Source organism: Psychrobacter sp. CAM01, assembly GCF_032842965.1.
In the GTDB taxonomy this organism is placed as follows: Bacteria; Pseudomonadota; Gammaproteobacteria; order Pseudomonadales; family Moraxellaceae; genus Psychrobacter; species Psychrobacter celer.
Genome location: NZ_JAWJBL010000007.1, coordinates 1 through 25,719, shown reverse-complemented (window position 1 = coordinate 25,719; position 25,719 = coordinate 1). Strand labels below are relative to the sequence as shown.

The following is a 25,719-nucleotide window of genomic DNA, read 5'->3' as shown; positions in this document are numbered from 1 at the left end:
CTCGAGGTAACAGGAACGGCTCAAACGATAACGACCGCCTTGCCTAGACTGGCAGATAATAGCGGATAGCAGGATTAGCTACAACTAACACGTTATTTACCTTTACTAAATCAACAATCAAAAAATTCCCTTTAAGGAATTTTTCCTTGCGAAGCTAAAATTGCACTGCAATTTTTTAACGCTTTTCACCTCAAATCATAGCCCGAACCCTTGCCATAATCCCACGTCCAATCACCAATCGCACATAGATAATAGCAATACCAAATAACAAGACAACCAATGCTGCACCGCCAATGCTTAAGCTCATCCACGGCACACTATAGCGTAAGTCAAACCACTGAGTAATCACAAACCACGCACCAACACTAGCGATAGTCATCGCAAACACCGCCGCGCTCACCCCTAGTACACCAATCTCCAAGATATTAAGCATATATAAATCGCGCTTTTGCATCCCCAGCAAGCGAAATGAGGCGCTCTCGGTCATACGGTCCTGTGAGGTTGAGAGGAGCGAGCTGATCAATACCATGACGCCTGTTAGCAATGCCAGTAGGGTGAAGACATAGACCAAGCGGCTCATTTGCACGACCAAATCTTGGACTTGCTCGGCGATAGCGGTACCGTCAATGGTGGTGACAGCAGGGAACTTGCGTACCAGCTGACCTTGTACCTCGGCGATACGGTCCTCAGGGATATGCGCGGTGGCAAACTGGATTTGCGGCGCGCTGGACAGCACCGATGGCTCAAACAAAAAATAAAAATACGGACTGGGCCCACGCTCAAAGCGAGAGCGAATACTGGTGATCTCACCGGTCAGCTCGATACCCTGAATATTAAAGACGATCTCATCACCCATACCGACATTTAGCAGATCGGCAGCCGTATCCAAGATAGAGAGCGGCTTTGTTTGCTGTAATGGCGATACCCCCTTATCTTGGTCCGCATCTTGAGGGGTGTTTTGATCAGCGATCGGTGTGTAGAGCGTGTCTTCGGTTACCGCATCGACGATATACTCAGTATCCATGACACTATCGGCATAGCTTAAGTTGAAGACCCGTGTGGGATCATCGCCACCGCCACTCGTGTCAATATCTTGTGCAGTCACGCCATCAGCGCTGACCACTCTTGCCCGCACTACAGGATAATAACTGACAGGCACTTTAAGAATGTCATTAATACTGTCGTGCTGATCACTTCGTACATCGAGTAAAAAGATATTGGGCGCATCTTCAGGATAAGCATTGATAAACTGAGCATTAATACTGTGATTTAAAGTGGTAATCATCGTCAGTACCGCCACCGACAGCGACAAAGTCACAAAAAACAACGTCGATTGATTGCCTTTACGGGCCAAGTTATGAATAGCAGTACGCTGCATCCAGCCGACCTTACCCGTCTTTGATAGACGTGATAACAACCACAGCCAACCCCGTGCCAGCGCCCAAAAGATAGCGACAAAGCCGATAAGGCCGGCGAGCAGTTGGGCGGAGAGCACCCACGAGCCAACCTCAAAGGTAAAGAATAAGTACAGTCCAATCAACATCAGTCCATACCAAAGAACAGGCACACGCTGATACCAAGATTGAGTGCGTGACGACTGACCAGCGCCTTGATTGAGCAAGGTGGCAGGCTTGGTGGTCTTTAGCGAACTGAGACCACGCTGGGTAATGACCAAGGTAAGTATGATGGCGATAACTAGAGTTTTAATTACACTAATAGTACGGATACTCAAACCAATATCAGCAGGCAAAATAGCCGATAGATAAGGTTGCCCGACTTGCAGTAGTCCAAAGCTGAGCACCACAGCGACGACACTGGCGATCATGGCAGTCGTGAGTAACAGCCGATAATAGCTGATTTTAACCGCATCAAGGGGCTCGCCCAATGCCAGTCTTATGGCGTTATTGGCTTGCTGTCTGGCGACAAAGGCACTAATCACTCCATACATAGCGACAGCAGAGAGCAGCAACACCGCAATGACCAGCAGCTTTAAAAACATCAACACATTATCAGAGATGTTGGAGACTGCCGTATCAGCTGACTGGGCATCGGACAGCTCGATATCAGGGTGGCTGTCGAGTAGCTGTTCAAGCTTTACTTGCTGCGCCGCTATCGTCTCGGCATCTCCCGCCATCTCGATACGATAGTTAATGCGACTACGCTGACCGAGCAGCTCGGTTGCTGCAAGGGCATCGGCCGCCATGAGAACACGACCACCAAAACCAAAGGCAGTCAAGGGGCGATCCGGCTCTTTAATGAGCACGTCGCTGATGGTGAATTGCGCCTCACCGAGGGTGATGACATCACCGATCTCTGCTTCGAGACTTGTGAGTACTTCAGGAGCAACCACCACGCTGTCAGTCGTCAGTTGCCGCCATAGTGATTGCCCTGATGCCAGCTCAACTTCGCCATATAAAGGATAGCTTGGCGTTACCGCTTTGACCCGTGATAATAAAGTTTGCTCATCAGTGACCACCATAGCGCTAAACTGATAGTCATAGACAACCTGAGTGTCCGCTAGCGTCTCTACTTGAGCGGTGATATCGCTTGACCAGTCTTGCTTGCTGTTTAGGATTAAATCGCCACCGACCAGTGCCCGTTGATTGTCATTGATATAGGTATTGACCGATTGCTGAATCGAATCCAAAGTCAGATAAGTGGCCAGTGATAGCGTTAGCGTCAATAAAAACAATACCGGATACACCCAGCGTCGCCACCAGCTACGGGTGAGGGCTTGCGTACCTAAATTGCGAGTAAACCATTGACCAATAAGACCAGCCGAAGGTGTTGATGGATTATGAGCAGAGGCGGTAGGCTTGGTAGAGGGGCGATGAGTCATGATGATAAAACCCTGCCATCTTGCATGGTGATGACACGGTCAGCCATCTGGGCAAGCGCTGGGTCATGCGTTACTACCACCAGCGCGGAACCGGTTTGCTGCCGTAAATCTAACAATAATTGCATGACTTGGTCAGCGTTTTGCTCGTCCAAATTACCGGTTGGCTCATCAGCAAAAACGATTTTGGGGCGCGATACCAAAGCGCGGGCGACGGCGGTACGCTGCTGCTCACCGCCGGATAGTTGACTGGGCAAGCTATCACGTCGATGGCCGAGCCCGACTGCTTCGATTAAGGTGTCGACCCGGGTCTTATCAGGGCGTCTGGCGATATCTAGCGGAAAAGCGATATTTTCGCACACGCTCAAGGTCGGCAGTAGATGAAAAGACTGAAAGACAAAGCCCATCTCGCGCTGACGAATCACCGCTAGCGCCTCTTCATCAAGAGCGCTTAGCGTTTGTCCAGCCAGCGTAACCGAGCCACTATCGGGATAATCAAGCGCGGCCAGTAGACCCAGCAAGGTGGATTTACCTGAGCCTGATTTGCCCATAATCACCACAAACTCGCCGGCATCGACATGGATACTGACGTCTTTGATGATGGCCAGCGATTGCTCACCGACTTGCACGGTTTTATGTAAATGCTCGGCACTGAGTATGGCGTTACTGGTAAGTGTGGCGTTCATGGGCAGTTCCGGTTGGTTGGTTTAAGGCCATAGGGCATCGAAGTGAAGCAGCTATAGATAAGCGCCTTTAATTACGCTCACTTTCGACTATTTTTTCTAGCTTGGGCGTAAGCACTGGCAAAACATTTTCATTAACGATCATGCGATAGCCCTCTTTAGTCGGGTGAATGGCATCCGCTTGGTTGAGAGCGGCATCACCGCCCACCCCGTCCAAAAAGAACGGAATCAGCGTAACCCCCGTGTCTTCGGCGATGCGCGGATAAATCGCGGCAAACGACTCTACGTAGTCTGAGCCAAGATTGTCATAAATCTGCATGCCGCCCAAAATGACTTCGCTGCCACCTGCTTGCAAGCGTTTGATGGCGGTACGGATGTTATTTTCGATAGTGGCGACTTCTATACCGCGCATGGCATCATTAGCACCGATGGTCAGTATGGTGATATCAGGTTTGGTCTGTAGCACCCAATCCAAGCGATTGACCAGCCCTGTGCTGGTCTCGCCGCTCAAGCCGGAATTGACGACAGTGATATTGGAATAGCCCATTTTTTTTAACTGAGCTTCTAGTTGGGCAGGGTAGTTATCTTCAGGCGACACGCCCAAGCCTTCGGTCAAGGAGTCGCCCAGCGCCAAGATTGTCAGCGCTGCTTGCTGCTCATCCAACCGTGAGGGGGATGATGTGTCGGCAGTCTGACTGGTTTGAGTAGTTTGGCTGATAGGCGGGGTTGGTTGTGTGCTGTCGGCTGGCGTGGTATCAGCATTATCAGGCGATTTTTGACAACCAGTGGTGGCCATCGTCATGGCTAAGAGAGCCGCCACCGGTAGGTGCGAAGTCAAACGAGAAGATGGTTTCATAATACGTAGTCTATCCTATAAGCAATCAAACCAGTGTAGCAAAATAAGATCGCGACCAATATTATGATAAGGTTACCGTGATTTGGGGTTAAGCCGATGTTAAACGTGCTTACCATCGACCATGATTGGGCGACTGACCAGCCATGCCATCACGACGTTGATGATCATCAAGATCAGCAGCATAAACAGCGCCAAGTCCCAACTGCCTGTGGCATCATGGATCCAGCCAGTACCAAGCGGACCAAAAAACGCCAGTAGATACCCCACTGCCTGCGCCATACCAGACAACTCGCTGGATTGGTTGGCGGTATAAGTGCGCATCGAAAACAGCATCATACTTAAGGTAAAAATCGCCGAACAGCCCATGCCCATGAGCCCAGACCACAGCCAAGCAAGGTCGGTCGATAGGTACATGATGCCCAATACACCAAATACGTTTAAGGCGGCGGCAAAGACGGCCAGTGCCTGAATCGGTCGACCGCGATTGACCAGCCACGTCAGGCTCAAAATCGCCACCGGTGCCATAAACTGAAACACCGATCCCATTTGTCCAGCACTCACCGCAGACAGCCCCTTACTGAGCCAAATCGACGGTAAAAAACTGGCAACGGTATAAAACAACAAAGACTGCAGACCCATAAACACCGCAATCTGCCAAGCAAATGCTGAGCGCCATACCGAAATGTCTGATGAGCCGGTAGCGAGCGGCGCCACTACCCGTGTCGATGAGCCTAGCCGCACCCGCAAAAACACCCACAAAACCAAGGCAAAAAAGCCCAAAAGCGCCCAACCGCCAAGCGCCCACTGCCAACCAAACTGCTCAGATAACGGCAGCACCACGCCGGCGACGATGCCTGCTGCGACGGTCAAGGTCAAGCTAAAGCAGCCTGTTACCAGCGGTATGTGATTGGGCGTGCGCTGTTTGATGACAGGCGCGGCCAAGGTATTGGCAAAACCGATGGCCAGCGTTAGTAATACCGTCCCGCTCAAAAAGCCAATCCAAGTCGGAATCACCGAGCGGATGACCATGCCAATCGTCAGCAGGGCAATCATCGCAATCAAGGTATTCTCAAGCCCAAAGCGCTTACTGATGGCAGGCGAGATAAGCGCGCCCAAGGCAAAAGTCAGCATCGGCACTGCGCCCAGCCAGCCAAGCTCAGTCTCAGAGATACCGAGCGCTTCTTGCACCACAGGTGCGATAGAGCCAAGCGCCACGATAGGTGCGCGCATGTTGGTCGCAAGTAATACGATCGCACATAACACCAGCCAAAAAGTAAAGCGTGATGATGGCGGGATGGAGGATTTTGACGCTTTCGTTTGAGAAGCAGACATATTTGCGGAGGTAGACATGGCAGCACGACTATTATATAAAATAAAAAACACGTCATTAGATAGCGTCGCCGCAGCGCCGCTTACCAAATAACACCAGAAAAGTCTCATTAAAACGATGAGTTAGAAAAGCCGTTAGGGCTTTACAACACGGGCAGAAAGCCTGTCATATGAACTTGCTGCCCTCTCAAGCAGGGCAAACTTAGTATATGGATGATAACGATGAAGGTTTGATTCTAGATTTATAAAACATCAGCGGCTTATAAAGCTAACAAAACGAATATGGCACAAGAAAAATAGCGCCAACTCTATTTTGTAGAGTTTGACGCTATTATAAGAACAATTGATGACTAAATACTACCAGCGTATGGTAACAGACGCGGTATTTATATCTACTCTAGACAGATTTGCCTAACTGAGCGGCTTTAAGCGCGGTTTCTTGCTGCTCGGCGATGAGTGAGTCGCACTTGTTTGGGTCGTTGCCACAAAATGAGCAATGCTCGTCGCCCATCAGTTTGGCCACCCCGCCGCAAGAGCCTTTTAGGGGCTTTTTTTTCACCATATATCCAATACCCATAAAGACAAAAAACAGCACAAATACGGTAAAGGTAATCGCAAGCATGGGGAGCAATTGAGTAAACATAGAGGAAACCTCGTATTAAAAATAGGGCTGTCATCTATAAAGACAACACCTTTATAGTATAGCAGATTTTTGCAGATGCCGCTTGAGTGTATCAAGATGTTTGGCGCATGCAGCTGGCAGTTTACAAGGGTTTGTCGGCGCGTAATGCTTGCATCGCTGGTGTCTGTACCACTTGCCATTTCCCAATATTGTCAGCGTCTTTGGTGGTTTTTTTATCACTATCACGATCGGTATCGGCTAATACCACAAACATCGCCGCTAGGTTTTGCTTTTGAGCGACGTCTAGCGCCTGCTGATACGGCATGGCAGTCAGCGCCGTCGCCCACGCATCGGCCAGCGCCACAGACTCTGCGGCGACAGTGACAGAAGGCGCGCCGCCCGCGATGGGAGTGCCCGTGGTGGGGTCGATGGTATGGCTATAGCGCTCGCCATCGAACACCACAGAGTTGCGGTAGTTGCCAGAGGTCGCCAGATGCATTTGATTGGCCGTGCTGATAGGTTGGCGAATCGCTGATATGGTCTCGCGCTCACTGACGGTGCTGTCTTCGATAGGGGCGTCGATAGCGATTTGCCAAGGTTGTTTTTGTTTGTTGACACCAGAGGTCGCAATCTCGCCGCCTATCTCCACCATATAGTTTTTGATTTGATAGTCTTTTTTGAGCACATCAGCGATGACATCGACGCCATAGCCTTTTGCCACCGCAGAAAAATCCAGCCCCACGCCTTCTTTGGTTTTGTAGATGCTTTGCTGATCTTGTACGATACTGTCAAAATCGACCAAGGCTTTTGCTTGAGCGATCTCGAGCGCAGTGGGCGGATTTTGTAAGCGCTCGACGGTCATGGTACTACCAAAACCCCACGTCTCTACTAGGGGCATCACTGTTGGATCAAAGGCACCGCCGGACTGCTGATAGACGGTGCGCGACACCTCAAGCACATGCGCAAAGTCGGCATCGATCGCTATGGGTGTGTCTTTTCCTAGTTGGTTGAACTTAGAGATAGTAGAGTCAGATTGATAGGTCGACATGCTATCATTGATCTGTTGCAGCCGCTGATCAATGGCTGCTTGTATGGCCGCTTCATCCGACCCTGCTGGTAACTGATAGCTAATATGATAGCTGGTGCCCATTGTTTCTCCGCTTAGGTAGTCATAGTCAGGGAGCTGCTGGCAGGCACTGAGGCTCAGTATAGCGCCTACAGTGGTCATCGTCAGTAAGGTCGGGCGTATGGATTGAGGCGCGGCAAAAAACGAGGTTACATTTGTCATATGAGTCATCACAGCTTGATAAGGCAAAGGGGTGAATGGAGCGTCAACGAATAACGGCGCTAAACCTCTCCTATTTTACACCCCTTATCACCTATAAGGCCAATAGCGTTGCCTCAGATTTTAGTTCAAGTTTTGAGTCAGTGCTTTTCTTAGCGGTAAATCTTTTGACAAAAAAAAGAGCCTCACTTGAGACTCTTTTTTTACTATCGCTTTTAGTGTTGCTTTTTTACTTAACCACCGAAGTCATCAAGTAGGATGTTTTCATCCTCCACGCCCAAACTATGGAGCATGTCAATTACCGCCGCGTTCATCATCGGTGGCCCACACATGTAGTATTCACAGTCTTCTGGGTTTGGATGGTCTTTTAGGTAATTTTCAAGTAGCACATTATGGATAAAGCCGGTCGGACCATCCCAGTTATCTTCTGGTAATGGATCAGATAGCGCCACATGCCACTCAAAGTTATCGAACTCTTCTTCGAGCTGATCGTAATCTTCGACATAGAACATTTCACGAATCGAGCGCGCACCGTACCAAAAGCTAATTTTACGCTTAGAGTTTAGACGTTTTAGCTGATCGAAGATGTGCGAGCGCATCGGTGCCATACCAGCACCGCCCCCAACGAAGATCATCTCAGCATCGGTATCTTTGGCAAAAAACTCACCATACGGGCCTGATACGGTCACCTTATCGCCAGGTTTTAGGCTAAATACCCAAGACGACATCTTGCCCGGCGGGATACCTTCAGGGCCACGCGGCGGTGGACTGGCGATACGGATATTAAACTTGATGATACCTTTTTCTTCTGGGTAGTTGGCCATCGAGTACGCACGAATCACGGGCTCATCGACTTTTGAGACGTATTTAAAGACGCCGAACTTTTCCCAGTCTTCACGATACTCTTCGCCGATATCAAAATCTTTGTAGTGCACTTCGTGCGGCGGCGCTTCTAACTGTACATAGCCACCAGCGCGGAAGTTGACTTCCTCGCCTTCTGGAATCTTAAGTACCAGCTCTTTGATAAAGGTTGCCACGTTATCGTTAGAGATAACTTCACATTCCCATTTTTGTACATCGAAAAACTCAGGGTCGATCTCGATTTTCATGTCTTGCTTGACAGCTACCTGACAGGCTAAGCGCATATGATTGCGAATCTCGCCTTGCGTAAAGTAGCCTTCTTCGGTGGGCAGGATAGAACCGCCACCTTCAATAACGCGGCAACGACACTGCGCGCACGTACCACCGCCACCACAAGCTGAAGATAAGAAAATACCTTCGCTTGCTAGGGTTTGCAGTAGCTTGCCGCCCGCTGGTGTCACAACGTCATTATCGGGATTATCATTGATATGGATGGTAACATCACCTGAACTGACCAGTCTTGAGCGCGCCGCCAAAATAATGGCGACAAGGCCCATGATGATCAAGGTAAACATAGCAACGCCACCAATCGCCGTAGCATAATCCATGATATGTATCCTTAATCTATGGAGTAGGGGAGTAACAGGACGCCCAGCGTCTACTGCTACCCCTACCGAATAAATGAATTAAATAGGTCAAATCGCTAACTAGGCTTTTCAGCGTAGCGGTTTAGATTGACATACCGCCAAAAGACATAAAGCCAAGTGACATCAGACCAACCGTGATAAAGGTAATACCAAGACCACGTAGCGGTGCTGGGATGTCTGAGTATTTGAGCTTTTCACGGATGCCAGCCAATGCGGTAATCGCCAATGCCCAACCAAAACCTGCGCCCACGCCATATACGACCGATTCGCTAAAGTTGTAGTCACGCTCCACCATAAACAGAACACCACCCAAGATGGCACAGTTAACAGTAATCAGCGGTAAGAACACCCCAAGCGCGTTATACAAGCTTGGAACGAACTTATCTAAGAACATCTCTAGAATCTGTACCGTCGCAGCAATCAGACCGATATAACTGAGTAGGCCTAAGAAGCTTAGGTCAATATCAGGAAAACCTGCCCATGCCAGCGCCCCACTTTTTAGGATAAACTGAAACAACAGATTGTTTAGCGGTACGGTGATGGCCATCACGACAATGACCGCGACCCCAAGACCTATGGCCGTTGAGACTTTTTTGGACACCGCCAAAAAGGTACACATACCTAAGAAGTAGGCTAGCGCCATATTCTCGATAAAGACTGAGGTTATAAATAAACTAACATAGTGTCCCATTAGTGACCGCCTCCATGTACCATGCCTTTAGATTGCGGCTTCATGACAAACTCAGCGTCTTCAACTTGTTCTGGTTTCCAGATACGCACGATGGCGATAAACAAACCGATGATAAAGAATGCTGACGGTGGTAGTAATAACAAACCGTTTGGAATATACCAGCCGCCATCAGTGACAGGCTGCAAGATGGTGATACCAAACCAGGTACCGGCACCGAGTAGCTCACGGATGGTTGCGACAAATAACAATACCGCTGAATACCCAAGACCGTTACCGATCCCATCCAAAAAGCTGGGGACAGGCGGATTGCTCATGGCAAAGGCTTCGGCACGGCCCATCACGATACAGTTGGTAATGATCAAACCAACGAAGACCGATAGACCTTTACTCACATCATAAGCCACCGCTTTTAGTACCTGATCGACCAAAATAACCAACGAGGCAATAATCGTCATCTGAACGATAATACGAATGCTCGATGGGATTTGCTTACGGATGATAGAGATAAAAAAGCTCGAAAACGCCGTTACCAGTGTCAAGGCCACACACATCACCATGGCGTTGGCCATGCTGGTGGTGACTGCCAATGCCGAGCAGATACCTAGGATCTGTAGGGCAATGGGGTTATTGTCAAAGATAGGCGTGGTTAAAATACTTTTGGTGTCAGCCATGTTATGCCTCCTTGCCGTTTGCTACTGGCGGCAGCGCTGCCAGTTCGGTGTTCGGTTCAGCTGTCAGCGTCGCTTGACTGGCTTGCGTGTCTGCATTGTCAATCGTTTGACCACTATCTTGGCGCAGCTTATCTAGATAAGGCTTATAGCCTTGCTCACCCAGCCAAAACTGAATCATATTGCTGACACCGCGACCCGTTAAGGTTGCACCGCTGATGCCGTCGACCCAGTTGTCTTTTGGTGTGCCAGCTTTGGTCACGCCAGTGGCCACATTGCCATTTTCGTCATACGACTGGATGCCGCTCCATTGGGCGCGCCACTCTGGCTCTTCGATACGAGCACCGAGCCCTGGGGTTTCTTTATGCTCATAAAAACTGATACCTTTGATGGTATTCATGTCGCTCTCGAGCGTTAAGAAACCGTAGATCGTGCCCCATAGGCCATAGCCTTGAATCGGTAGCACCACCATTTCAGGATTGCCAGCGTCGTCGCTTTTTACGTAGACTTTGGCATATTTTGGCTTACGGCCAATACCAGCAGGATCGTTGTCGCCCAAGTCTTCACTCAAGGCTTGGTTTTTGGTCGCTTGACTGGCGTCATAGGCGTTGCGATCAGGGATGCCAGCGGCTTTTAGCGCGTCATCATCGAGATAGTCGCCTTTGTTTAGGTCGATGATCTCGACATCAAAATCTTTAAAACGCTCAGCCACATCGCTTGCAGTATCTGACTCAGCATTGTACATGCCAGCGGCAACGAGGATGTTTTTGTTACGGTCTAAGCGAGCATTTTCGATTTGTGCTGGTTTTAGACCAACAGCAACTGCCGAGACCAATACAGAGCACACCAAACATAGCGTCAGTGCAACGCTGATGGTTTTTGCGTTATTACTTTTGGGCTTGGACATAACGAACCCTCCGAGCAGTTTGACGTTTGATGTTTGCCTGGGTAACAAAGTAATCAAACAATGGAGCAAATAAGTTGGCGAATAAAATGGCCAGCATGATGCCTTCTGGGAAGGCTGGGTTGACGACGCGAATCAATACGGTCATAAAGCCAATCAAGATGCCATACGCCCAGCGGCCTTTATTGGTATGCGCAGCAGAGACAGGATCGGTTGCCATAAATACCGCACCGAAAGCGAAGCCACCAATGACCAAGTGCCAATAAAACGGTAAGTTCATCATCAGATTGTCTTCTGAGCCGATCATGTTAAAGACCAGCGAGGTGGCGATGAGGCCGACCACACAGCCTGCCATGATGCGCCATGAGGCGATACGCGTCCACAGTAGTACGGCCGCACCCATGAGGATCGCGAGCGTAGAGACTTCACCGATACTGCCTTGCATGTTGCCCAAGAACGCATCACTCCAAGTGATGGCATTACCATAGACATCGACGAAATCTTGTGGAGAGACGCCAAGCGCTGCAAGACCAAGCGGTGTCGCGCCAGAGAAGCCGTCCACCGCCGTCCAGATTGAGTCACCAGACATATACGCTGGATAGGCAAAGTAGAGGAAGGCACGACCTGATAGGGCAGGGTTTAGGAAGTTTTTACCCGTACCACCGAAGACCTCTTTTGCCACGACCACACCAAAGATGATACCCAAGGCGACTTGCCATAATGGGATATCTGGCGGTAGACAAAGCGCAAAGAGCACTGAGGTCACAAAGAAACCTTCGTTGACTTCATGGCCGCGCACCACGGCAAAGATAATCTCACAGAGAATACCAACCGCGAAGGTGACGATATAAATGGGTAAGAACTGCATGGCCCCATAGACAAAGCTGGCCCAAATACTATCAGGGTTGTAGCCTGCCATGCTGGTGATGACCGTGCGCCAGCCTTCAGGCTGCAAGCCTAGCTGAGCGATGGCAGTTAATGCTTGGTGGCCGATATTGTACATACCCCAAAACATCGCAGGGAAGGTACAGAGCCAGACGGTAATCATGATGCGTTTGAGATCGATACCATCGCGCACGTGTGACGAGGCGTAGGTAGTGGTACCTGGCTGACGCAAAAACGTATCGAACATCTCAAAGATGGCATAGTACTTTTCGTGTTTGCCACCCTTGGTAAAAGACGGCTCCATACGATCGAACATATTGTGTAAAAATTTCATCGTGGTTAGCCCTCCAGCTCAATGCGCGTTAAGTTATCACGCAAGATATCACCGAATTCATATTTGCCAGGAGAGACGAAGGTGCATAATGCCAAATCTTCTTCGTCCAATTCGAGTGCGCCCAAATCAACGGCGCTAACGATGTCCTCAACAATCAAGGCACGTAGTAGCTGTGTTGGCAGATAATCTTGCGGCATGACTTCTTCATAGACACCGATGGGTACCATCGCACGCGGTGAGCCGTTGCTGGTGGTGGTGAAGTTGTATTTTTTACCACCAAAAAACTGCGAGATATAGATCGGCAGTTTAGAGAAGCGGTTTTTACCAGCGGTAAAGAAGTGAAATGCTGGGCGCTCACGGCCTTCAGGTAGGGCACTGACTTGGTTGTGAAAGCGGCCAAGATAAGCGATGTTGCTAAACAGCTTGCGTCCTGACAGCACTGAGCCTGAGATGACACGGTTTTCACCAGCGGCCAGTTGGCCTTTGGTCAATGCTGTGATGTCAGCACCGCGCTCGGTTGCGATCAGATGTGGAGTATTAACTGCAGGGCCTGCCAAGCTAATCATACGGCGCGTGTATAGGCGGCCAGTGGTAAATAGCTTACCGATAGCAATCACGTCTTGATAGCCAATCGTCCAGACGGTAACACCGCGCATGATTGGATGCAAAAAGTGAATGTGCGTGCCGGCCAGTCCTGCTGGGTGCTTACCTGCAAAACTATGGTACTCAGTGACGTTATTTGCCGCGGTTTTTGCAACGGGCGTCAGGCTAGCATCACCATGATGACAGACGAAAGTCTTAGGGCTGAGGGTAGATAATACTGCGAGACCGTCATTGAACGCTTGCAGCTCCTCATTGATCAGCAGCATCGGGTCAAACGCAAGTGGATTGGTATCCATGGCGGTGACAAAGATGGCATGCGGACGGGCACCGATTTCTGGTGTGCGGCTATAGGGACGCGTACGAAACGCAGTCCATTCGCCAGAGGCCAGCAGTTGGGTTTCAACGACCTTCGAGTCTAGGTCAGCAAGTTGCTGGGAGTCATAGCGCTCGAAGTCTACTTCTTCACCGTTTGGGTCGACCGCAATCACAAGGCTTTCAAACACTCGGCGCTCGCCGCGATTGATCGCGACGACCTTACCAGCAGCAGGGGCAGTGTAGATAACACCAACACGTTTTTTGTCTTCAAAAACGGGCTGGCCTTTAGCTACGACATCACCTTCTTTGACATTCATTGTGGGCTTCATACCCACATAATCATAGCCAATGACTGCTACATGTGTTGGTTGGTGCTCAGATATCTCGCGGGAGGGTTCACCGGTGATGGGCAAATCCAAACCTTTTTTGATGGTAATCATAAGCGAAAACTTAGTCCATAGTCTAAAACGATACCAGACGTCCTGTTTGGTATATCGGCAGCATGAACATCTGCGTCATTTAATAAAGCCCTCAACTCGCTATTCCTATAGTAGGATAGAGATATATAAGGCTTTGAAAACAACGCAAGAGTATCACTGCTAGTAAGAGTATTAACGCTGACCTTAGACTCCTTAACAACACGTTAATGTCTTATTCGAATTACCAAAGTTGGCGACTGGCTACCAAGGTGTATGCTAAAACCATCAAACCAAACGCACTCACTTTGGGCGTTGGCCAAAAGCGACTGCATTGATCGTAAACAGCTCCATCATACGTTTCATTGAAAATTAAAACCTGTAAACCAGCACGATTGTCGCTTTATGAACTGGCTTTTTGTTGCAGAGCCAATGACATAAAAACGCAGCCAAGTAATCTACAAAGATAGATAAACTGGTCAAAGCCACACTAGTCCTGCCGCTGGTAGACATACGGTGTATGACCATCTGCCGCTGGTAATCTAGAAGTGACTTTCTAAGGCGTTATCTCATGATAGGGATGTAAGGGAGATATATAAAAAGACGTCTCAAGGGTAATGGCGCAGCGCAGTCTGCTCTCAGACTGGCATTGAAGATTGTTACGTTAACCCTTTTAGCCAACTGTCAGCCAATATTGTACTGGTTCATTTAGCTGTTGCTCGATTCATCCTGACCGCCATGAGCACTTCAGTGATGGTTAACTGAAAAAAGTGTGGCGCATGGTTGCTATCATATAGAAACAAATACAAATTTACCTAGGATTATACGCTAAATTGACCTAAAATTGCCAGCCGGTAAGTGAATTTACCTAATGTTTCCAGTGATTCTGCCTGCTAAAACTTATGGTTATGATTGTTAAGTTTTTGGCATTATTTGTTGTTTGAATTATTCAGATTTGAGCCAACACGAAGAGAATTTACTGATACTATATTCTGACTGATTTTGTTAGCCACTGATTTCAAAACGCTCTGCGGTATAGCTCTGTCATCAGCGATATATCAAGTGGCTGTCTAGATGGTATTTCGATATCAGTCATATTTTGATTCAGTGATATATTGATTACTTATTTTATTTGTGCGTTATAAGGAATGTCCTATGTGTGCTGTGCCTGTCATTATTCCGGCGATTGATTTAAAAGATGGTAAATGTGTGCGCTTAAAGCAAGGCCGTATGGAGGATGATACGGTGTTTTCTGACGATCCTGTGGCCATGGCGGCGCGCTGGGTAGAAGAAGGTGCTCGCCGCTTACATTTGGTGGACTTAAATGGCGCGTTTGATGGGGTACCAGTACATAGACAAGTGGTCAATGACATCGCCAAGGCTTACCCAACCCTGCCTATCCAGTTGGGCGGCGGTGTGCGTAATATGAACACCATCGAGCAGTACATCACCGCAGGCTTGACGTATATTATTATCGGCACCAAAGCAGTCGAAGATCCCGACTTTGTCACTGAAGCTTGCCGTGAGTTTGCAGGTCATATCATCGTGGGTATCGATGCCAAAGATGGCATGGTGGCAACCCATGGCTGGGCAAATGTTACTGATACTCGCGCCACTGAGCTGGCCAAGCGCTTTGCCGATGTAGGCGTATCGTCAATCGTCTATACCGACATCGCCCGTGATGGCATGATGCAAGGCGTCAACGTTGAACAGACAGTCAATCTAGCTCGCGAAGGTGGCCTGCCTGTGATTGCCTCAGGCGGCGTGACCGACATAAAAGATATCGAGCTACTAAAACCCTATGGTGACTGTATCGAGGGTATCATCACTGGCCGCGCTATCTACGAAGGCACACTCGATTTGCGTGCTGCTCAAGCATACCTAGACAGCTAAGCTCACCGAAAATTTGCTAAAAAATTACTTGCTAGGCTCAGCGCTCAATGGTGAGGATAGGCAACGCGCTATGGCTATCTGTTTGCTGCGCCATAGCCGCGGCGTCAAGCAAATAGCCGTATGTTTACTTTATCGTAGATAGACTTACGTCTAGCTGATAAGGTAAGACAAAGAGCAGGGATCACGCTTGCATGAGACCTTGAGGTTTTGGCAATGATGCAACAAGCAAAGGATGCTTATGTCGATTTATCTAACGCAAAAAATGCCCACCATCATCCGCCGTCTGGCCAGTATGTGCGGTCAGCTGCTGTTGCTATTGGCGCTGCTTAGTCAGCTGCCAGCTCATGCAGTTATTGAAGACGCCGCCTCCATTAGCGCTGTGCTCAGTGGTGACAATGTTGACAATGCAGAAGCGCTTGATGAAGGCAATGCCGAGCCAGCACCTGCTACCTCTGACAGCATAGCTGAGACGCCAGAGATCCTAGAGCCGTCACCTGAGCCTACCCTGCCGCCCATCATCAGTGGTGAGAGCACCAATAACGCGCAAATCGAGACCACGCCAACTCCGCAAACAGACAATGATATCCGCCAACGTATCACTGGCATATTTTCAGAAATAAACGGGCTGCAAACGGTCAATGTCAGCGTGACGCAAGGGGTGGTTACCCTGACAGGAGAGACGCCCAATGAAAAAAAGGCGCAGCAAGCCATTAACTTGACCAATCGCTTGACAGATGTGGTCACGGTCGAAGACCGAATCAATCGCACCCTCGATGTACAAGACAACGTCACTACTGTCTATCAAGGCCTAAAAGCACAGGTGACCAATCTAGTGAAGGCATTACCGCTACTATTGGTCGGTATTGTGCTGTTTGCCTTGGTGGCTTGGTTTGGCAGCTGGCTCTCTAATCGCAAAAACATGTGGCAACGTCTGACGCCAAATCCATTTGTGGCAGAGCTACTGGCCCAAACCATCAAAGTTATTTTTATCATCTTTGGTCTGATTTTGGCGCTGAGTCTGATCGGCGCAGAGACTGTTTTGGGTACGCTACTGGGCGGGGCAGGCGTGATCGGTATCGCGGTTGGTTTTGCGGTCAAAGACACCATTGAAAACTATATTGCCTCACTCATGCTTAGCATTCGTCAGCCGTTTCGCGCGCGTGACCACATTGTCATCAATGGGCAAGAGGGTATCGTCGTGCGCCTGACATCGCGGGCGACTATTTTGATGACTTTAGATGGCAACCAGCTACGCATTCCGAATGCCGAGGTCTTTAAAGGCACTATTTTAAATTACACCAAAAACCCTGAGCGCCGCTTTACTTTTGAGCTGGGTGTGGACGCCAACGATGACCCACTGGCAGCCATCAAGGTTGGGCTAGATGCGATACACCAGCTAGCGTTTGTCTTAGATGAGCCAAAAGCGATTGCCGTCATTACCAATGTCGGCGACTCAAATATTATTTTAGAGTTTCAGGTATGGGTGGATCAATCCGAGACCGATTTTTCTAAGGCGCGTAGTATCGCTATTCGCGAGACCAAGCACGCGCTAGAAGATGAAGGCTTTAGCTTACCTGAGCCCATTTATCGACTGCGTTTTAACCATAAATTAGAGCAAGCTTTTGAGCATATGCCACAAAACAACGTCACCTCGGGTACCCTCACGACCACCGTGCCCAGCGCTACCTCAAGCAATCAAGTGCCAAGCTCCGCCGATGATAAAGATAAAGAGCAAGCAAAAGCCCGTGCCAAAACTATCCTGCAAGGCCGCAGTGCCAGCGATGTCCTCGATGCCCGCCCCGATGATAAGCTGATGGAAAAGGTTGAGCAAGAAATTGCCGAAAACTCAGATGAGACTGATTTGCTAAATAACAATAGCCCGCAAGAATAATCAGCTTAACGCCTGTCTTCAATTCAATCGATAGCCACCTACATGAGTGAAAAATGGCTAAATCTGACCAAACGGTGTCAAATAGCCGACTAATATCTCGAGATTATCTGTGCTATCTTTTTTATTTAGTGGCAATGTTTGGCTGTAATGTTTAGCAGCAATTTATCTTATTTTTATCACCATTCTTAAAATGCGAACACGCCCTAAAAAACGGCATAAAAAGTGCAATAAAATAGATATTTGATGATTATCTAGAGACGAGACACTTTTATGCAAATGAAACATCTGATTATTTTCGCACTTGTGGGCATGGCGGCATTATTGGGTTTTAATCTGATAAGCGGGCATCAGCGTGATAAGCACAGAGAGATGCTAGTAAGTAATAATAGCGCTGAGGCGGAGACCGTGATAGGTACAGGTGCAAAGACTGGAGAAAATATCGCCAGTCAGCCGTTAGGTCAGCAGCCCAAGGCCATCTTGGATGATGCCACCACGCAGATAGAGCACGCACAGCGAGCCGAGCAGCAGCGAGTCGCGCAAGTGGCTAATGCCCAGTAGCGTAGCGGGCACAAAAAAAGGCTAACACTGGGTTAGCCTTTTTTATCAATACGTCTTTATCTACCAAATCTTATGTAGCTTAGCTTTTTTTGCTTGAGCCTTTGCGATTACTGCTCTTTTTAGCTGATGATTTTTTGGCTGGTGGTTTTTTAGCTTGGTCTTTTTTGGTTTGGTTCATCTCACTGGCTTGTAGCTTGGCTTGTAAATCAAAGTCAATTTGTAGCAAGTCCATATTGACGCCTGCGACTTTGACTTTGACCAAATCGCCCAGACCAAACAGTGTGCCTTTGTCTTTACCGATAAGCTGCTGCTGCGTCTCATCATAGACAAAGAAGTCATCGCCGACGTTTGAGATATGCACCAGACCGTCGATATACAAATCAGTCAAGGTGACAAATAAGCCAAAACTCGTCACGGTGGTTACCACACCATTGAATTCTTCACCGACATGATCTTTCATGTAGTGACATTTGAGCCATGACTCCACAAAGCGCGAAGCTTTTTCGGCACGGCGCTCGGTATCTGAGGTTTGCGTGCCTGCGCCTTCGAGTGAAAAATCCATCACTGGCTGCTTGCTACCCGTGACTTTTGCCTTGATCGCACGATGTAGCATCAAATCAGGGTAACGGCGGATAGGCGAAGTAAAGTGACTATACTCGTCATATGCCAAGCCAAAGTGACCGATGTTGTCAGGCGCGTAGTTGGCCTGCATCATCGAGCGCAGCAGCATGCTATGGATGCTAATGGCATCGGGTCTGTCTTTGGTGGCTTCGATGATACGCTGATAGTCGGCCTGCGTTGGGCTCTCTTCTGGGAAGCTTAAGCCAAAGTTTTTGGCGTACTCATGGATACGCATGGATTTTTCGCTATCTGGCTGATCGTGGTTGCGATACAAGACAGGCAGCTCATGCTTAAGAGCAAAGTTTGCCGCACAAGTATTGGCCAGTAGCATACATTCTTCGATCAGCTTTTGCGCATCGCCGCGCGTACGTGGCAATATTGCTTCGATGCCACCTTTTTCATCAAACTTAATGTAGGTCTCTACTGTCTCAAACTCCATCGCATGGCGCTCTTCGCGTTTTTTCAAAAGCAGCTCGTAGAGTTGATGCAGTGTATCAATTGATTTTTTGACGTCTTTATTGCCTGTCAAAGAATCAGGCACGTTTTTGTCTTTTGGATTGTCAAAATACGCGTTGACTTGGTTGTATGTCAAGCGTGCTTGTGAGTGCATCACACCTGGATAAAACTCATAGCCTGTGATTTTACCAGCACGCGATATCTTGATATCAGCCACCATACATAGCCGATCAAGATCAGGGTTTAGCGAACAAAGACCATTCGACAATACTTCAGGGAGCATCGGAATCACACGATGCGGGAAGTATACTGACGTACCGCGCTCATACGCGTCTTTATCTAATGGCGAGTTTGGCGTGACGTAGTGGCTGACATCTGCGATAGCTACTAAGACGCGGTAGTTACCACCTGAGCGTTTTTCGGCATATACCGCATCGTCGAAGTCGCGTGCGTCTTCACCATCGATGGTGACTAGGGGTAAATGACGTAAGTCAGTACGACCCTTTAGGTCTTTCTCAGTAGGCTCCTCGTAATCATTGGCTTGCTTGAGAGCCGCTTCACTAAATTCTGATGGAATATCATAATTGAGCAAAGTCGTTTCGATGATCAGCTCGCGGTCGTTATCATCGGAGAGGACTTCAGTGATTTTGCCAGTAGCAAACTCGTGCTGGTTTGGCCAGTCGATGATGTCGATTTTGACAGGCGCGCCTTGCTTAGCGTTTAGAGCCTGTACGTTGTCATCAGTAACAGTGATGGGTTGATGATGGTTTGGACTACCAAGCTCGACACAGTAGCCTTCGTCATCCCGTGTTAGCGTACCGATAAAGCTGTTTTGACGACGCTCTACGATATCGACGATGCGGCCTTCAGTGCGACCGCGGTTGTCTGTTGAGGTGCCGATTGCGGCTACCGTATCGCCATTAAATACCCAACGCATTTGTTTTTCGTGCAAAAACAAATCGGGCATGTCTTCTAATAGCACGAAGCCAAAACCTTTGGGGTGTGCAGACACAGTACCGGTGACCACGTCTTGCTTGGTCACTGTCCGATAACGATAAGGACGACCTTCACGGTTTACTTGACCGTCGCGTGCCATGGCTTTTAGGCGATTGCCCAGCGCATCAAACTGATCTGGATCTTCAATTTCAAAGATCTGCGCCAGCTGCTTGTGAGTGACTTCGCCATGCTCATTAATCGTGCTGAGTATCAGCTCGCGACTAGGGATAGGATTGTCATATCTTTTTGCCTCACTTGAGGCGTTTGGATCGTTCCAACTCATAAATTACCGTATCTATTTTTTAAAATTATTAATAAGGGTTATCTTAACACGAACGACGATACAATATCTTGCGTCAATCGCCTAATCTGTATTAAGTCGCAACAAGCTGTCTGCTTTTAGAAAAGACAGCTGAAAAAACCCATCAAATATCAATATCTACCGAACTGGACTTATCGGTGATTTTTTTGCTGTCTAATTCTGTTGAGACTTCTAGCACCGTGGTCTGATTGGATTTATCGAGATACTTTTGCGCTTTATCGACTTCAGTGGTTAAGGTATTGACCGTTTGCTTCATATTTTCTAGCGCTTCAACTTTATAATTGCCAATCATGTCCATCGTATCGTAGACATTATTGAAGGCGTTTTGCAGTTTATCAAGCTCGATACTGCTACTGGTCGCCTGCTCATGGATCTCACCCGATTGACGTTTGAGCATCGCAGAGGTCGATTCGATCAAACTGCTGGTGGTTTTATTCAGCGCAGTGATTTGATCAAGTACCAGTTTTTGATTGGTCATCGCTTGTGCGACCACCACCGCCGTGCGTAGTGCTGAGATGGTCGTCGTAGTCGCACGATCGACACCTTTGATTAGCTCCAGATTGTTTTTGCGAATGGTATCAAGTGCCAAATAACCTTGGACGTTGACGGCCAACTGCGTCAAAAAGTCGGTGTTTTTTTGGCGCACATAAAACAGCATCTCTTCTTTGATGATGCGCGCTTTTTCTGGGTCAGTCGCCTCGATGGCATAGACTTTTTGCTCCAACTGCTCATCGATTTTTTTGCCCACATAGATGTACTGACGAATCGATTGCATCAGTTCCCACATATTGACTTTTTCTTGCTCAATCATGGCATTGTCTTTGAGCAGCTCGTCTTTGCCGTTATAAAGACTGGTCACTACGGCATTGATATGTGACTGCGCTGACTCGTACTGACGAAAGTAATCTTGTACCTTGTTGCCAAAAGGAATAAGGCCAAACAGCTTGCGTGAGCTGGTCAAATCTTTTTTACTGGGGTCCAAGTCTTCGACGATACCGCGCAGCTCTGTCAGAGATTTGGCGATAGGGGAGTTATCAAACAGATTGTCGTTGATGCTCTTTGCTGGTAGCTCGAGCATACGATTAGAAACTTGCGCGGACTCACGAATCTCTTTATTGCCTAAGTTGTGTATGGACTGGACATTTTGCTGAAACTCAGGGCTATGTACAGAGTTGGTGATGACATGATCGACAAAAGCATCAACTTTAGCATCGAGCTCTGGTATTTGGCTTTTATCGAGGGTCACCATCTGGTCGGCTTCACTCTTTTGTATTTCTTTGACGGGCTCAGGCGGCGTCAGTGAAATGCTTGGCGCAGCGGCATTTTCTGGTGGTGTCAATTCTTGCATAAAGCTTCCTATAATATCTAAAGGGAAAAAGTCAGTCATACATCCGTGCTGATTTATGTAGTGTCGACTATATCGGGTATTGTTGTATTTAAAAGACAAGTCGCGGCCTGTATGTCAAGGCCGGTGTTTTTATAGAGACGAATAAATATAGGACCGTTAAGATTTAGACTAACTGGTAATAAAAAACTTGAGAAGATAGGTTTTGTAAAATAGCGTTAGCTTGTGATACCAAAAACAGCGTTTAAAAACGCTATGACTGATAAAAGTTATAGGTGATAAAAGCTATAGCTGATAAAGACAATGTCGCCGCTTACGATAAAAAGGCAGGTCAGCCTATATATGAAAAAACCATCAATATCCCGAAGCATATTGATGGTCAACAGTATAAGTATCCATATTAACCAATATCGACAGTATCTAACATCGACGGATTAGCATGCAATTGACAGCCGCCACTAACATAGTAATCTGGTCAATCGATTACTTTTTCTTAGTTGGGCCGAGCAGCATACCCATCTGACGACCTTCCATCTTAGGATATTGTTCGACGTTTGAGATATCAGCGGTATCTTCAATGATACGGTCTAGTTGCTTGCGACCAATCTCTTGGTGCGCCATTTCACGTCCACGGAAACGAATGCTAATCTTAACCTTATCTTGGTTTTCTAAGAAACTGATGATTTTACGCAGCTTAACTTGATAATCCGCCTCTTCAGTACTAGGGCGTAGTTTCATCTCTTTAAGCTGAGTCTGCTTTTGGTTTTTCTTAGCTTCTTTCGCCTTTTGCTTTTGATCATATAAGAAATGCTTATAATCCATGATCTTACATACAGGCGGTTTTGCTTCGGGAACCAATTCGACCAAATCTAAGTTTTCATCACGCGCCGCTTTCATCGCGGTTTCGATATCGACCACGCCCATTTGTTCGCCGTCTTCTTTAACGAGTCGGACTTCTTTAGCTTTGATATCTTCGTTGATGTTCAAACGGTTGGACTGTTTAATAGGTATTACTCCTCATCTGTTTTTGGGGGCTGTCGGCCTTTTTTACCAACAGCGGTCTGTACTAATGTCATAAAGTCAGAGATGCTCATCACGCCAAGGTTTTCACCTTCACGCGTCCGGACATTGACGCTGCCCGTTTCGATCTCTTTATCTCCTAATACTAGCATATAGGGGATACGTTCTAATGTTTTCTCTCGTATCTTAAATCCAATCTTTTCGTTACGCAAGTCGCTAACGGCTCGAATACCGACGTTTTTCAGCTCATTAACCACATTTTCACAAGCCTCTGCTTGCTTATCAGTGATATTCATCACCACCACTTGCTTGGGTGCAAGCCATACTGGCATCCAGCCTGCATAGTGTTCGATTAAAATACCGATGAAACGCTCGAACGATCCTAAGATAGCACGGTGTAGCATGATGGGGGTTTCACGCTCGTTTTGCTCGTTGACAAACTCAGCATCAAGACGCTCTGGCATATTGGGATCGACCTGAATGGTACCGCATTGCCAGACACGGCCTAGAGAGTCTTTTAGACTAAATTCAATCTTCGGACCATAAAACGCGCCTTCACCCGGCAAGTATTCCCAGTCGAGACCTGAGCTATCGAGAGCATCGGCCAAAGCTTTTTCGGCAAAATCCCAAGACTCATCAGAGCCGACACGCTTTTCAGGGCGGGTGGAGAGCTTCATGATGATGTTATCAAAACCGAAGTCTTCGTAGACTTTTAGGGTCAGTTTAATAAAGTCAGCGACCTCTTGCTGAATTTGTGCTGCGGTACAAAAGATATGCGCATCATCTTGAGTAAAGCCGCGTACGCGCATCAAGCCGTGCAATGAGCCTGAGGGCTCGTTACGGTGACACGAGCCAAACTCTGCCATACGCAGTGGCAAATCACGATATGATTTTAGGCCTTGGTTAAATACTTGCACGTGACATGGGCAGTTCATTGGCTTTACCGCATAATCACGGTTTTCGCTGGCGGTGGTAAACATATTGGTGGCATAGTTGCCCCAGTGTCCTGAGCGCTCCCACAAGCTACGATCAACGATTTGCGGCGTTTTGATTTCTTCATAGCCGTGATCGTGTTGGACTTTGCGCATGTATTGCTCAAGCACTTGATAAATCGTCCAACCATTAGGGTGCCAAAACACCATGCCCGGCGCTTGCTCCTGCATATGAAACAGATTGAGCGCTTTACCGATTTTACGGTGGTCGCGTTTTTCTGCTTCTTCAATACGCTGGATATAGGCTTTTAGATCTTTTTTATCAGCCCACGCCGTACCATAGATACGTTGTAGCTGCTCGTTTTTGGCATCACCGCGCCAGTATGCGCCTGACATTTTGGTCAGTTTAAATACTTTTAAGAAGCGCGTGTTTGGCACGTGCGGGCCACGGCACATATCGACGTATTCTTGATGGTGATATAGGCCAAAAGCTTCTTCGCCCGGCATATCGTTGATCAGTTTCAGCTTATAATCTTCGCCGCGCGCTTCGAATATCTTGATGACTTCATCGCGCGGTGTCATTTTTTTGATGACATCATAATCTTGTTTGATCAGTTGCATCATGCGTTTTTCGATGGCTGCCATATGCTCAGGGGTAAACGGCGTCTCGCTATAGATGTCGTAATAAAAACCATCTTCGATGACCGGTCCGATGACCATTTTTACCTCTGGATAGAGCTGCTTTACTGCATGACCTAACAAGTGGGCGCAGGAGTGGCGAATGATATCGACACCATCAGCGTCTTTTGGCGTCACGATTTCAACTTTGGCATCATGGGTGATCGGATCGTGTGCATCGACCAAGTGACCATCGACGCGCCCAGCGACCGTTGCTTTGGCAAGTCCTGCACCAATACTCTGCGCCACTTCCATGACGGTTGTATTGCCTTCAAAGTTTTTCACGCTACCATCTGGTAAAGTAATCGCTACCATAATCTATTCACCTTTTTGGGTCCGTTGGCAGTGATGATTGCAACCATCAATCATATAACCGTAAGACCACATCAATTATATCTAACTGCTGTGATATGTTAAGAAAAGTACCACCCAAAACACTAGGTTGAGACGATATTAAGAGCAGGCTTTTGGCCACTTTATTTAAAGTCTCACTTTAGTATTGCAAGGTAGTGTCATAAAAGCCACTATTATAGCAAACACTGCCTAGCAACTCTAGGTTAGAGACTATAGATACAAAGTGACAAAAGTATTATGACAAGCGGCGTCAGCACGGCGACTGTTTAAGTGTTGATGCAGCGCTTGATGCTTTAAAATTATCTAATTAGCGATGCTATGAAAAATAACGTTTCATCTCGCTGTATCGTGTTTATATCGGATTGACTATATAAGTATCTGTTGAGCAAATTTCAATAGGTAATAGATAACGCCAGCTTTGCTGCCCGTATATAACTAATGGAATGATGATGGTTTAAGTCATAGCATCGTTCTAAAAAGTTCGTTTTCTAACCTACTGAAAACACTAATTTATTTTGCATTTCTCAAAAACAATTAAAAAACTTATCAAAAAGCAGTTGACACCCGTCAGAAACTCTCTATAATACGCACCTCATCAGGACGAGCTAAGCATTACTAGGGTGAATTACATAGTAACAACGCAGCGAACCTTGAGAAACAAATTAGATAAAAAGCTTGACAAACCAAATCGTTATGATATGATAGTCGGCTCGCTAGA

General features: G+C 47.7%; 19 protein-coding genes. 3 read left to right on the top strand and 16 right to left on the bottom strand.

The features are described 5' to 3' along the window. Positions 1-190: 190 nt before the first annotated feature. The 12 genes from R0I52_RS03560 to R0I52_RS03505 form a co-directional block, all read right to left on the bottom strand. Entirely contained in the window at positions 191-2,839 is a 2,649-nt protein-coding gene (locus tag R0I52_RS03560; protein WP_317053189.1) for an ABC transporter permease, read from the bottom strand. Then, positions 2,836-3,522 (bottom strand): ABC transporter ATP-binding protein, encoded by a 687-nt coding sequence (locus R0I52_RS03555; protein ID WP_317053188.1) that lies wholly within the window; start codon positions 3,520-3,522, stop codon positions 2,836-2,838. Before R0I52_RS03555 ends, R0I52_RS03560 begins: the two co-directional genes overlap by 4 nt. 67 nt (positions 3,523-3,589) lie before the next feature. Next, on the bottom strand, positions 3,590-4,378 hold the full coding sequence (locus tag R0I52_RS03550) for an arylesterase (protein WP_410524029.1): 789 nt from the start codon (positions 4,376-4,378) through the stop codon (positions 3,590-3,592). A gap of 96 nt (positions 4,379-4,474) precedes the next feature. Further along, positions 4,475-5,725, bottom strand: coding sequence for a CynX/NimT family MFS transporter (locus R0I52_RS03545; RefSeq protein WP_192995126.1), 1,251 nt, complete (start codon positions 5,723-5,725; stop codon positions 4,475-4,477). 376 nt (positions 5,726-6,101) lie between these two features. Then, a complete protein-coding gene (nqrM, locus tag R0I52_RS03540) occupies positions 6,102-6,347 on the bottom strand; it encodes a (Na+)-NQR maturation NqrM (RefSeq protein ID WP_075101264.1) in 246 nt (81 codons plus the stop codon). Positions 6,348-6,468: 121 nt separating this feature from the next. After that, on the bottom strand, positions 6,469-7,554 hold the full coding sequence (locus R0I52_RS03535) for an FAD:protein FMN transferase (protein WP_317053212.1): 1,086 nt from the start codon (positions 7,552-7,554) through the stop codon (positions 6,469-6,471). 290 nt (positions 7,555-7,844) lie between these two features. Next, on the bottom strand, positions 7,845-9,080 hold the full coding sequence (nqrF, locus tag R0I52_RS03530; RefSeq protein ID WP_317053185.1) for an NADH:ubiquinone reductase (Na(+)-transporting) subunit F: 1,236 nt from the start codon (positions 9,078-9,080) through the stop codon (positions 7,845-7,847). A gap of 121 nt (positions 9,081-9,201) precedes the next feature. Then, on the bottom strand, positions 9,202-9,810 hold the full coding sequence (gene nqrE / locus R0I52_RS03525) for an NADH:ubiquinone reductase (Na(+)-transporting) subunit E (protein WP_075101261.1): 609 nt from the start codon (positions 9,808-9,810) through the stop codon (positions 9,202-9,204). After that, the gene (locus tag R0I52_RS03520; RefSeq protein WP_075101260.1) at positions 9,810-10,481 is read right to left on the bottom strand and encodes an NADH:ubiquinone reductase (Na(+)-transporting) subunit D; all 672 of its coding nucleotides are present in this window, start codon (positions 10,479-10,481) and stop codon (positions 9,810-9,812) included. The genes nqrE and R0I52_RS03520 overlap by 1 nt, the downstream gene beginning before the upstream one ends. A gap of 1 nt (position 10,482) precedes the next feature. Then, positions 10,483-11,385 carry a Na(+)-translocating NADH-quinone reductase subunit C gene (locus R0I52_RS03515; protein WP_317053184.1) on the bottom strand — a complete coding sequence of 301 codons (903 nt, stop codon included), beginning with the start codon at positions 11,383-11,385 and terminating at the stop codon, positions 10,483-10,485. Then, positions 11,366-12,601, bottom strand: a complete 1,236-nt coding sequence (locus R0I52_RS03510; RefSeq protein WP_201585297.1) for an NADH:ubiquinone reductase (Na(+)-transporting) subunit B — start codon at positions 12,599-12,601, stop codon at positions 11,366-11,368. Before R0I52_RS03510 ends, R0I52_RS03515 begins: the two co-directional genes overlap by 20 nt. A 5-nt stretch (positions 12,602-12,606) precedes the next feature. Further along, positions 12,607-13,959, bottom strand: coding sequence for a Na(+)-translocating NADH-quinone reductase subunit A (locus tag R0I52_RS03505; protein ID WP_317053183.1), 1,353 nt, complete (start codon positions 13,957-13,959; stop codon positions 12,607-12,609). Between the two features lie 1,131 nt (positions 13,960-15,090). Between R0I52_RS03505 and hisA the strand changes: the two genes are divergently transcribed. The 3 genes from hisA (at position 15,091) to R0I52_RS03490 (ending at position 18,277) form a co-directional block, all read left to right on the top strand. Further along, positions 15,091-15,828: a 1-(5-phosphoribosyl)-5-[(5-phosphoribosylamino)methylideneamino]imidazole-4-carboxamide isomerase gene (gene hisA / locus R0I52_RS03500; protein WP_192995118.1), complete on the top strand. Its 738-nt coding sequence runs from the start codon at positions 15,091-15,093 to the stop codon at positions 15,826-15,828. Between the two features lie 238 nt (positions 15,829-16,066). After that, positions 16,067-17,719, top strand: a complete 1,653-nt coding sequence (locus R0I52_RS03495) for a mechanosensitive ion channel family protein (RefSeq protein ID WP_317053182.1) — start codon at positions 16,067-16,069, stop codon at positions 17,717-17,719. A 270-nt stretch (positions 17,720-17,989) separates the two neighbouring features. Further along, complete coding sequence (locus tag R0I52_RS03490; protein ID WP_317053181.1) at positions 17,990-18,277, top strand: hypothetical protein; 288 nt, start codon at positions 17,990-17,992, stop codon at positions 18,275-18,277. A 79-nt stretch (positions 18,278-18,356) separates the two neighbouring features. On the opposite strand, the gene rnr is transcribed toward R0I52_RS03490, so the two are convergent. The 4 genes from rnr to thrS all read right to left on the bottom strand — a co-directional run bounded on the left by rnr (position 18,357) and on the right by thrS (position 24,962). Then, positions 18,357-20,633 (bottom strand): ribonuclease R, encoded by a 2,277-nt coding sequence (rnr, locus tag R0I52_RS03485; RefSeq protein WP_317053180.1) that lies wholly within the window; start codon positions 20,631-20,633, stop codon positions 18,357-18,359. Positions 20,634-20,775: 142 nt separating this feature from the next. Next, a complete protein-coding gene (locus R0I52_RS03480) occupies positions 20,776-22,020 on the bottom strand; it encodes a toxic anion resistance protein (RefSeq protein WP_317053179.1) in 1,245 nt (414 codons plus the stop codon). A 480-nt stretch (positions 22,021-22,500) separates the two neighbouring features. Beyond that, on the bottom strand, positions 22,501-23,004 hold the full coding sequence (gene infC, locus R0I52_RS03475; protein ID WP_289055297.1) for a translation initiation factor IF-3: 504 nt from the start codon (positions 23,002-23,004) through the stop codon (positions 22,501-22,503). 23 nt (positions 23,005-23,027) lie between these two features. Beyond that, entirely contained in the window at positions 23,028-24,962 is a 1,935-nt protein-coding gene (gene thrS, locus R0I52_RS03470) for a threonine--tRNA ligase (protein WP_317053178.1), read from the bottom strand. Positions 24,963-25,719: the final 757 nt, after the last annotated feature.